Here is a 10,013-nt window from a genome sequence, read left to right as displayed (position 1 = left end):
AATGCGCGCCGACAAGACCGACCAGAGCTTCACTTCAATGATCTATCTGGCCGCGGCCGCGATAAACTCCAGATGAATCCCAACAGACCCTAGGTCGGAGAATCGACATAGCAGTGTTAGGGCTAGCATACTGACAAACAACGATTCCTCCTTTGGCACGATACATGCGTAGGCTCCTCTATAAACGCGCAATTGAGGAGAAGTCGTCTGATGATGTCGCTCACCGGAAACTCAGACAGGCAAAGATGGCAGCTGCGATTCTGCCGGAGACGATATCTGGAGGCGTGCGGCCTGCCCGCGACATTGGGAAGATCTTGGCGGCGCGCAAGAGTTTCGGCGCGCCAATACCCCATATTGCGCAAGCGACTGCGGGCGCGGCTATCCCGAGCAAATTCGAACCAGTGTGGCTGATTTGAGTCGCTTCGTGGCGCGACGCCATGGCGGGAAGCCCAGCTTGATGCATGGACTGCAGGAGCGGTGAAGATGTCATATCAGGTATCTCCGGCGCGCGGGAGCGTCTGCCAACCAGGCGATCAGGACAGGCTACCTGAAGCGCGATCGATCCCCTCTACCGTCTTTGTCGGCAGTGGTACGCTCGCTATCAAATGCGTGCAGCTGGCAATTGAGATGGGCCACGTCATTGGTGCAGCATTGTGTGCTGATCGCGTATTCCGCGATTGGGCTTTTCGCTCGAACATCCCGTCTATAGCAAGTGTTGAAGAGCTCTCTTCTTTTTTGAAGGCCGCGCCGGTAGATTTGATTTTCTCAGTTGCAAATCCGTTCATACTGCCAGCGGATGTATTGGAGTGGGTTCGTCGAGGTGCTTTTAATTACCACGACGGTCCATTGCCACGATATGCGGGAACGCACGTGACGTCCTGGGCGCTGCTGGCCCAAGAGACCGAATATGCCGTCACGTGGCATTGGATCGATGACGGTGTTGATACCGGTGACGTCGTGGTCCAGCGCCAGGTGTTGATTTCGCCCACCGATACGGCACTGACCCTGAATCTTAAATGCCATGAAGCCGCGATCGAAGGCTTCCGCGAGCTCTTAACTGGCCTCGAGAACGGGAAGCTTTTGGCCTATCCGCAGGCACTGGTGGACAGAAGCTACTTTTTGAGACATCAACGCCCAGATTCCGCAGGCTGTCTGCGATGGGATCAATCCGCGCAAGAGATATCGGCGATGACACGGGCCCTAGGCTTTGGGCCGTATCATCTTAATCCAATGTGTCTGCCCAAGGCTCTCCTAAGCGATCAGGCTGTCAAAGTCAGAAACTTGGAGGTGTTGGCTCAAAGCTCGGGCAGTCCGGCAGGTTCCCTGCTTGAAGTCCACTCGAGCCATTGGCGTGTGGCGACGGGCACCGAGGACGTCAATGTTTGCTTTGGCGAACTCGATGGGCAGATGCTGGACGCGCGAGCCCTCGCCAGGGACTTCAATCTGGATGAAGGTAGTCGCCTTCCGATCTTGAGCGATGAACAGGCGCGGAGCATAACTGCCGCCCATGAATTGCTGGCGCCTCTGGAAGATTTTTGGCGACAGCGGCTCGAGCAGTTTAGAACATTGCATCCTCCTTTCCTGTCATCGTCCGTGGCTGCGGCGCCGCCCGGATGGCAGTCGAGTTCGTGGTTCAGTCCAAGTGCTTTGGCTAAACTGTCCCCACTCGATCGCTCGGAATACGTGGCAACGGCTTGGCTGATCTATTTCGCCCGCATCACGAGAGAAACAGAGCTTCAGCTGGGATGGACGCCAGCATCGGATGGATCGCAAGCTGCCTCCAAAGCGATAGAGGTGTTGATCTCCCCTGTCGTGCCGATGGAAGCGACCATTGAGCTTGCTAATGATTTTGAAGAGGTGCGCAAAACCGTAGCGGCCGAACTCGCTCAGCTGAGGGCGCACGGTAGCTTTGCCCGGGATCTTATCACCCGTTGCCCGGCCTTGCGACGTATGAAAGCGCTACGCTCGCACCGACCCTGGCCGATTGGCATCACAATCACGACAGAGAGCTGTTCGGTGGCTGGCGATCTGATGACGAGTCACAAAGCTGACCCGGCCGCATGCGGCGATTTGCTGACCCTTGAGGTTTGCGCTCTGGATGGGAGCTTCCGCTGGCATTTTGATGCCAGTCGATTTGCGCCGAGGCAGATCGGCCGCATGACGCAGCATTTGCAGACTTTGTTGAATGGTGTGATGGCCGATCCGGGGCAGCCGGTCGGCCGCATCGACATTCTCCCGGCAGACGAACGCACGTATCTACTGGAGGAGCTGAATCGGACGGCGACGCCTTATCCGTCGGAGCGGTTCATCCATGAGCTGTTCGAGGCGCAGGTGCAAAAGGCGCCGGAGGCGTTGGCTGCGGTCTATGAGAACGAGAGACTGAGCTATGGCGAACTCAACGCGCGGGCCGACCGGCTAGCGCATCATCTGATCGGGCTCGGGGTCAAGCCCGACCAGCTGGTGGCGATCTGCCTGGAACGCGGCTTGGCAATGGTGGTTGGCGTTTTGGCGATCCTGAAGGCGGGGGGGGCCTATTTGCCGCTCGATCCGGCTTATCCGTCGTCGCGGCTGCGGAAGATCGTCGACGATGCCGCGCCGCGACTGCTGCTTTGCGATGCGGCCGGTCGAACCGCATTGGGCGCCGAGGCTGTGGCCGATATCAGCGTAGTCAATCTGGATACTGCCACTCCGGTCTGGGGCGAGCGGCCGGCTTCGGACCCCGACCCGCGCACGCTTGGCCTCACATCCCGTCATCTCGCCTATGTGATCTACACCTCAGGCTCCACCGGAACGCCAAAGGGCGTAGAAATGTCCCATGGCTCGCTTGTGAATTCGCTCGCAGGGGTTGGCACGTCAAAACGATGCACACTTCAATTCGCTACCCTGAACTTCGATGTGTCCTGTCAGGAAATGTTCATTTGTTGGAAGGACGGTGGACTGCTCGTACTTGTGCGGGAAGAGACCCGTAGGCACTTCTCCGAGTTGCTCGAATTCATGGAAAAGGAGGCGATCGAGCGACTTTTCCTCCCATTCGTAGCATTGAACCATTTTGCGGAGGTCTGGGGCGCGCAGCAAGTGAAGCTGCCCTCTTTAAATGAGATTTATACAGCGGGTGAGCAACTGCAGGCCACTCCACTGCTTAGGGCCTTCTTCGAAGCACATCCAAAGGCGAGATTGATCAATCAATACGGGTCCACAGAAATCAGCGTCATTGCCGAGCACCACCTTGCAGCTGACCCATCATGTTGGCCCCAGTTGCCTCCCGTTGGGCGTCCGATTGCCAACACGCGGGTGTACCTGCTGGACGGTCATGGCGCGCCCGTGCCGTTCGGGGCGGTGGGCGAGCTTTACATTGGCGGGGCGGGAGTGGCGCGGGGCTATCTGAACCGCCCCGAGCTGACAGCCGAGCGGTTCATCGCCAGTCCCTTTGTGGACGGCGATCGGCTGTACCGGACCGGCGACCTGGCGCGCTATCTGCCCGACGGCAATCTGGAGTTCCTGGGCCGCAATGACGACCAGGTGAAGATCCGCGGCTTCCGCGGGCGAGATCGCGGCGCGGCTTTGCGAGCACGCCTTTGTGCGCGATGCGGTTGTGGTGGCGCAACAGGATGGCCGTGGCGACAAGCACCTCGTCGGCTATGTGGTGTGTGCGCCCGAAGCTCAATCGGATGAGGTGGATGGCCCTGACCTTGCCAACACCTTGCGGGCGCACTTAAGTGCGCGGCTGCCGGACTACATGGTGCCGTCGGCGTTCGTGCGGCTATCGGGGCTGCCGCTGACGGTGAACGGCAAGCTCGACCGCAAGGCACTGCCGGCGCCGGCTGACGATGCCTATGCGCGGGCGGCCTATGAGGCGCCGCGCGGCGCGATCGAGACGGCGCTGGCAGAGATCTGGGCGGAGCTTCTCGGGGTCGAGCGGGTCGGACGCCACGACAACTTCTTCGAGCTCGGTGGCCACTCGCTCCTGGCGGTGCAGCTCTTGAGCCGGCTGCGGCGGCTGTCGCTCGGGGTGGAGGTGCGCACGCTGTTCGCCACGCCGGTGCTGGCCGATCTTGCCGCAAGCCTTGGCCGTTCTCATGAGGTGGCGGTGCCTGCTAGCCTGATCACCGAGCAGAGTACGGCGATCACGCCGCAGATGCTGCCGCTGATCGAGCTGGCCCAGCCGGAGATCGACCGGATCGTCGCCACGGTGCCTGGTGGCGTCCGCAACATCCAGGACATTTATGCGCTGTCGCCGCTGCAGGACGGCATCCTGTTCCATCATCTGCTGGCCAGCCGGGGCGATCCCTATCTGCTGGTGTCGCAGATGGCGTTTGCCGACCGTAGCCTGTTGGAACGCTATCTTGGTGCGGTTCAGCAAGTGGTGGACCGGCACGACATCCTGCGCACAGCCTTTGTCTGGGAGGGACTGTCGAGCCCGGCCCAGGTGGTGTGGCGTCGTGCGTCGCTGGAGGTGAGCGAGGTCGAGCTGGATGGCTGTGATGGCTCCGGCGCCGATGAGCTCCGGCGCCGGTTTGATCCGCGCCGGCAGCGCATCGATCTTGGCCGGGCACCCTTGTTGCGGTTTGTGACCGCGCGCGATCCCGGCAGCGGGCGCTGGCTGCTGCTGCAGCTGCAGCATCATTTGATCGGGGATCACACGACGCTGGAAGTGATGCATGCCGAGGTGCGGGCCATGCTGGCAGGGCGGGCCTATGAACTGGCCGCGCCGCTGCCGTTCCGTAATCTGGTGGCGCAGGCGCGTCTTGCTGTTGGTGCCAAGGCGCATGAAGAGTTCTTCCGAGGGCTGCTGGCCGACATCGACGAGCCGACCATGCCGTTCGGGCTAAGCGAGGTCTACGGCGACGGCAGCGGCGTCGGCGAGGCGCATCGGATGCTGCCGCAGGCGCTCAACGAGCGGCTGCGCGAACAGGCGCGGCGGCTCGGGGTGAGCCTGGCCAGCCTGTGCCATCTGGCCTGGGGGCAGGTGGTGGCGCGCAGCAGCGGCCGAGAGCAGGTGGTGTTCGGCACGGTGCTGTTCGGCCGGATGCATGCGGGTGCGGGCGCCGACCGCACAATGGGCCTGTTCGTCAACACTCTGCCTGTGCGGCTTGCCTTGGACGAGACCGGGGTTGCGGCGAGCGTGCGCAGCACCCACGCGCAGCTTTCCGAGCTGCTGGCGCACGAGCATGCCTCGCTGGCGCTGGCGCAACGCTGCAGCGGCGTTGCGGCGCCGGCGCCGCTGTTCAGCGCGCTGTTGAACTACCGCCATAACAGGACGGCAGCCACGCCCGGCTCCGGAACGGATGATGTCCCGTCGGGCGCGGAATGGCTCGGCGGCGAGGAGCGCACCAACTATCCCGTGACCCTGTCGGTCGAGGATTATGGCGAAGCGCTCGGCCTGACGGCGCAGGTGGCGGAGCCTGTCTCTGCGGATCGGGTCTGCGGCTATATGCAGCGGGCGCTCGAGCAACTGGCGGAGGCGCTGGAGCATGCCCCCAACACGCCGGTGCGCGAGCTCGACATCCTGCCGGCCGACGAACGCAGCTACCTGCTGGAGGAGTTGAACCGGACGACGGTGGCCTATCCGTCGGAGCGGTGCATCCATGAGCTGTTCGAGGCGCAGGTGCAAAAGGCGCCGGAGGCGGTGGCGGTGGTCCACGAGAACGAGAGACTAAGCTATGGCGAGCTCAACGCGCGGGCCAACCGGCTGGCGCATCATCTGATCGCACTCGGAGTCAGGCCGGACCAGCCGGTGGCGATCTGCCTGGAGCGCAGCCTGGCGATGGTGGTCGGGCTTTTGGCGATCCTCAAGGCGGGCGGTGCCTATCTGCCGCTGGACCTGATCTATCCCAGCGAGCGGCTGCGGCAGGTTGTCGACGATGCCGCGCCGCGGCTGCTGCTCTGCGATGCCGCCGGACGCGCAACACTCGGCCCCGAGGTGCTGAACGATGTGACGGCGGTTGATCTGGAGACGGCCACGCCGGCCTGGGCCGAACGGCCGGCTTCGGACCCCGACCCGCGCACGCTTGGCCTCACATCCCGCCATCTCGCCTATGTGATCTACACCTCAGGCTCAACCGGAAACCCAAAGGGCGTCATGGTCCAGCATCGGGGGGTGGTCAATCTGATGTTGGCTCAGGTCGGTCTTTTCGGCGCTTCTTCCAACAGCCGAGTGGTGCAGTTCGCCTCCGTTGGGTTTGATGCAAGCGTTTGGGAGCTTCTTATGGCGTTTGGCTCTGGAGCCGCATTGCACTTGCCTGCGGACGAGATCCGTCAAGCGAGTAACAAGCTCTCGGATTATCTCCGAAGCGAAGACATCACCCATGCGACGTTACCCCCCGCGATGCTTCAGGCAAGCAAGAATCTGGAATGTTTGACTTCGCAAGTTCTCATTCTTGCTGGAGAGCTGCCGAAGGCTGAACTCATCCAAAGTCTTGCCCCGGCATCAATTGTCAACGCTTATGGCCCGACCGAAACAACAGTCTGCGCGACAGTCTGGAATTGCCCGGCTAATTTTAATGGGGCAGTGGTCCCGATCGGCCGTCCGATTGCTAACACGCGGGTGTACCTGCTGGACGGTCATGGCGCGCCCGTGCCGTTCGGGGCGGTGGGCGAGCTTTACATTGGCGGGGCGGGAGTGGCGCGGGGCTATCTGAACCGCCCCGAGCTGACAGCGGAGCGGTTCATCGCCAGTCCCTTTGTGGACGGCGATCGGCTGTACCGGACCGGCGACCTCGGGCGTTATCTGCCGGACGGCAATCTGGAGTTCCTGGGCCGCAATGACGACCAAGTGAAGATCCGCGGCTTCCGCATCGAGCCGGGCGAGATCGCGGCGCGGCTTTGCGAGCACGCCTTTGTGCGCGATGCGGTTGTGGTGGCGCGCCAGAACCGCGCCGGCGACAAGCATCTTATCGCCTATGTGGTCTGCGCGCCCGAGGCTGGCTCGGACGAGAACGATGGAGGCGGGTTTGCCGGCGTCTTGCGCGCGCACTTAAGTGCGCACCTACCGGAGTACATGGTGCCGGCTGCGTTTGTGCGGCTTGAGGTGCTGCCGCTGACGGTGAACGGCAAGCTCGACCGCAAGGCACTGCCGGCGCCGGCTGACGATGCCTATGCGCGGGCGGCCTATGAGGCGCCGCAGGGTGCAGTCGAGACGGCGTTGGCGCGGATCTGGGCCGAGCTTCTAGGGCTGGAGCGGGTCGGACGCAACGACCATTTCTTCGAACTGGGCGGCCACTCGCTCTTAGTGGTGCAACTGCTCAGTCGCGCAGTCGATCTCGGGCTCAAGTTCAGCGCCGCCGACCTCTTCCAAGCCCCCGTTATAAAGGAACTTGCATCAAAGATTCATTTGAAACCACAGCCCCGCAGTTCGGGAGTGATTTGTGTTCGCGAAACCGGATCGCAGCCGCCGCTGTTGTTTGTTCCCACAGGTTTGGGCGATCGCTCCTATGCCCTTAGTTTGACGCAGGAGATGGACGCAGGATGTCCTGTCTACACTTTGCCATGGCCGCCCTTTGGTAAAGTTCAATTTCGAACTCTTGAAGAAATAGCCTCGCAACTCATTCTCGCAATAAGAGAGATCCAGCCACGAGGTCCATACCGGCTCGCTGGATACTCATCAGGGGGAATGTTGGCTTACGCAATTGCGCAGCAGTTACTGGATCACGATGAAGCTGTTTCATTCATCGGTCTAATTGACGTTGGTGAACTGCACCCGGTTCCGAAGACACCAAGTTAGGTGTTTTATGGAGCAGGAGGTGCGTCATGGAGAGAAGGCGGTTTACGCGGGAGTTCAAGCTGGAGGCTGTGCGGCTGATCAAGCAGCGCGGCGTGTCGTATGCGCAGGCGTCGAAAGACCTAGGTATTCATCCGACACAGTTGCGCAGTTGGGTGAAGCAGCTTGCGGACGATCCGCAACATGCATTCCCGGCCACGGTCAGATGAAGCCGGAGCAGTTGGAGATCGCACAGCTGAAGCGTGAGGTCACCAAGCTAAAGGCCGAACGGGACATCCTAAAAAACTGTCCAGCGCTGTGGCGCGCCTGCGCGGGGTAGAAACAACCTTGTGCTACCCTCTGCGGCTGGGAGGGTAGCGGCCGTCAGCTTATTGGAGGCACTGTCCCCGTTAAAAAACTTGGTCCACGGGCTCGTGCGGACTTGAGAGTGGTGACGCCGTTCCGGCGGCGATCCCGATTAGGAAGATGACAAATTGGCATAGCCCAGACCCTCCTGCCCATGATCGGACGGAGGATTCGCAATGGCAGACGACAACCGATGATCGCCTGGAATTGAAGCCGGTCAACTTCGGAGCGGCTGCCGTCGATATCGGATCGAAGATGCACACGGCTGTGGTGAATCCGGCCTGCACTGACATCCCAGTGCGGACGTTTGGCACATTCACGCAGGACCTGCATGATCTGGCGAACTGGTGCAAAGCGTGCGGCGTCACCAACGTGGCGATGGAATCAACCAGTGTCTATTGGATCCCGGCCTATGAGATCCTGGAGCGGCGTGGATTTGAGGTCATTCTGGTCAACGCGCGCTACGCCAAGAACGTACCTGGGCGGAAGACAGATGTCAGCGATGCGGCATGGCTACGCCAGCTTCATTCCTACGGCCTGTTACGCGGCAGCTTCCGACCAGATGCCGAGATTGCAAAGTTGCGTGCCTACCTGCGCCAGTGCGAGCGGCTGGTGGAATATGCTGCAGCCCACATCCAGCATATGCAGAGTAAGCCTCCGGTGGAGCTTTCAATTACCCACATCGTGGACGACCTGTGATTGAGAGACCGAAGGCGATGTCGTTGAGACGTGTTAGGCCTCGCCACACGACTATGTTTCCTGGCGGCGGATCGTGATTGCGCGCGAGGTAGCCGCCCAGCATGGCAATCTGGAGCAAGTAGGTGGCGAGGGTCTTGTGCAAGATGCGCGGCTTGGCCCGTGCCCCGTCGATGGCATCTAGTCGTCCGTGAAGAAATCCCAAGCTGTTGATTTAGAATCCAGAAACGGCATTTTGCCGTAACTGGTTTTGCTGGAAAGCGGACTTTTGGATTGGGATTCCTTGCAAACTTGATCTGTGATTCACTCGCCTTTTGACTGCGTTGGCGAGGAACGAGATGCGACCACGGGAGCGGATCCAGACGGGAGAGCAGGACCTTTTCCGGTCCCGGCTCGATCAGATCATCGACATGAAGCATCCGCTGGTGGCGATGGGCCGCACGGTGGATTGGAGTTTCCTGGAGGAGCGGTTCGGCGAGGTGTACACCGATGATCCCGGGCGGCCGCCGCTGCCAACGCGCCTGATGGCGGGGCTGGCGATTCTCAAGCACACCTACGACCTGTCCGACGAGGTGCTGTACGAGCGGTGGGTCGAGAACCCCTATTACCAATACTTCTGCGGCGAGGAGTTCTTCCAGCACCGGCTGGTGTTCGATCGCTCGTCGCTGACGCGCTGGCGCCACCGCATGGGCGAGGAGCGGCTGGCTGCGCTGATCCAGGAGAGCCTGTCGGTTGCCACCAGGACCAAGGCGATTGACGTGCCCCCGCCAAATTAGGCCGGTTTGAACTGGAATTTTCCACTTATGATCCCCTGATGGGGAGAGGAGAATTCCATGAAGGCATCGAAGTTTTCAGAGGCGCAGATTGCATTCGTGCTGAAGCAGGCTGAAGACGGCTCGGCGGTGGCCGAGGTCTGCCGCAAGGCCGGGATCAGCGAGGCAACCTTCTACAACTGGCGGAAGAAGTATGCAGGCTTGATGCCCTCGGAGATGAAGCGGCTGCGTCAGCTTGAGGAAGAGAACGCGAAGCTGAAGCGGATTGTCGCCGACCTGTCGTTGGACAAGGCCATGCTTCAGGATGTGCTCTCAAAAAAGCTCTGAGGCCTGGCCGCAAGCGCGAGCTTGTCGACAAGGTGCGAAGTGACTGGAAGGTGTCAGTCAGGCGGGCCTGCTCCACGCTTCGGGTTGATCGCGCTCTTTACGTCTACAAGTTGAAGCGCGGCGACCAGGCCGCTCTCAAACACCGGATCAAGGAC

The 10,013-nt window shown here is 61.1% G+C and carries 6 pseudogenes; all 6 read left to right on the top strand.

Annotated features, from left to right (window positions below):
• Positions 1 to 483: 483 nt before the first annotated feature.
• Positions 484 to 1,422 (top strand): annotated as a pseudogene (locus ABIB00_RS39275) (formyltransferase family protein); the annotation flags it as partial.
• Positions 1,408 to 7,684, top strand: a pseudogene (locus tag ABIB00_RS38385) (amino acid adenylation domain-containing protein); the annotation flags it as partial. The pseudogenes ABIB00_RS39275 and ABIB00_RS38385, both read left to right, overlap by 15 nt.
• Before the next feature lie 62 nt (positions 7,685 to 7,746).
• Positions 7,747 to 8,000: pseudogene (locus ABIB00_RS38380) on the top strand (transposase); the annotation flags it as partial.
• Positions 8,001 to 8,263: 263 nt separating this feature from the next.
• Positions 8,264 to 8,758, top strand: a pseudogene (locus ABIB00_RS38375) (IS110 family transposase); the annotation flags it as partial.
• A 338-nt stretch (positions 8,759 to 9,096) separates the two neighbouring features.
• Positions 9,097 to 9,513: pseudogene (locus ABIB00_RS38370) on the top strand (transposase); the annotation flags it as partial.
• Between the two features lie 78 nt (positions 9,514 to 9,591).
• Positions 9,592 to 10,013 (top strand): annotated as a pseudogene (locus ABIB00_RS38365) (transposase); the annotation flags it as partial.

Source organism: Bradyrhizobium sp. LB14.3, from assembly GCF_040547985.1.
In the GTDB taxonomy this organism is placed as follows: Bacteria; Pseudomonadota; Alphaproteobacteria; order Rhizobiales; family Xanthobacteraceae; genus Bradyrhizobium.
Note: the sequence above shows the minus strand (reverse complement) of the source record. Positions and strands in the feature narration are given on the sequence as shown.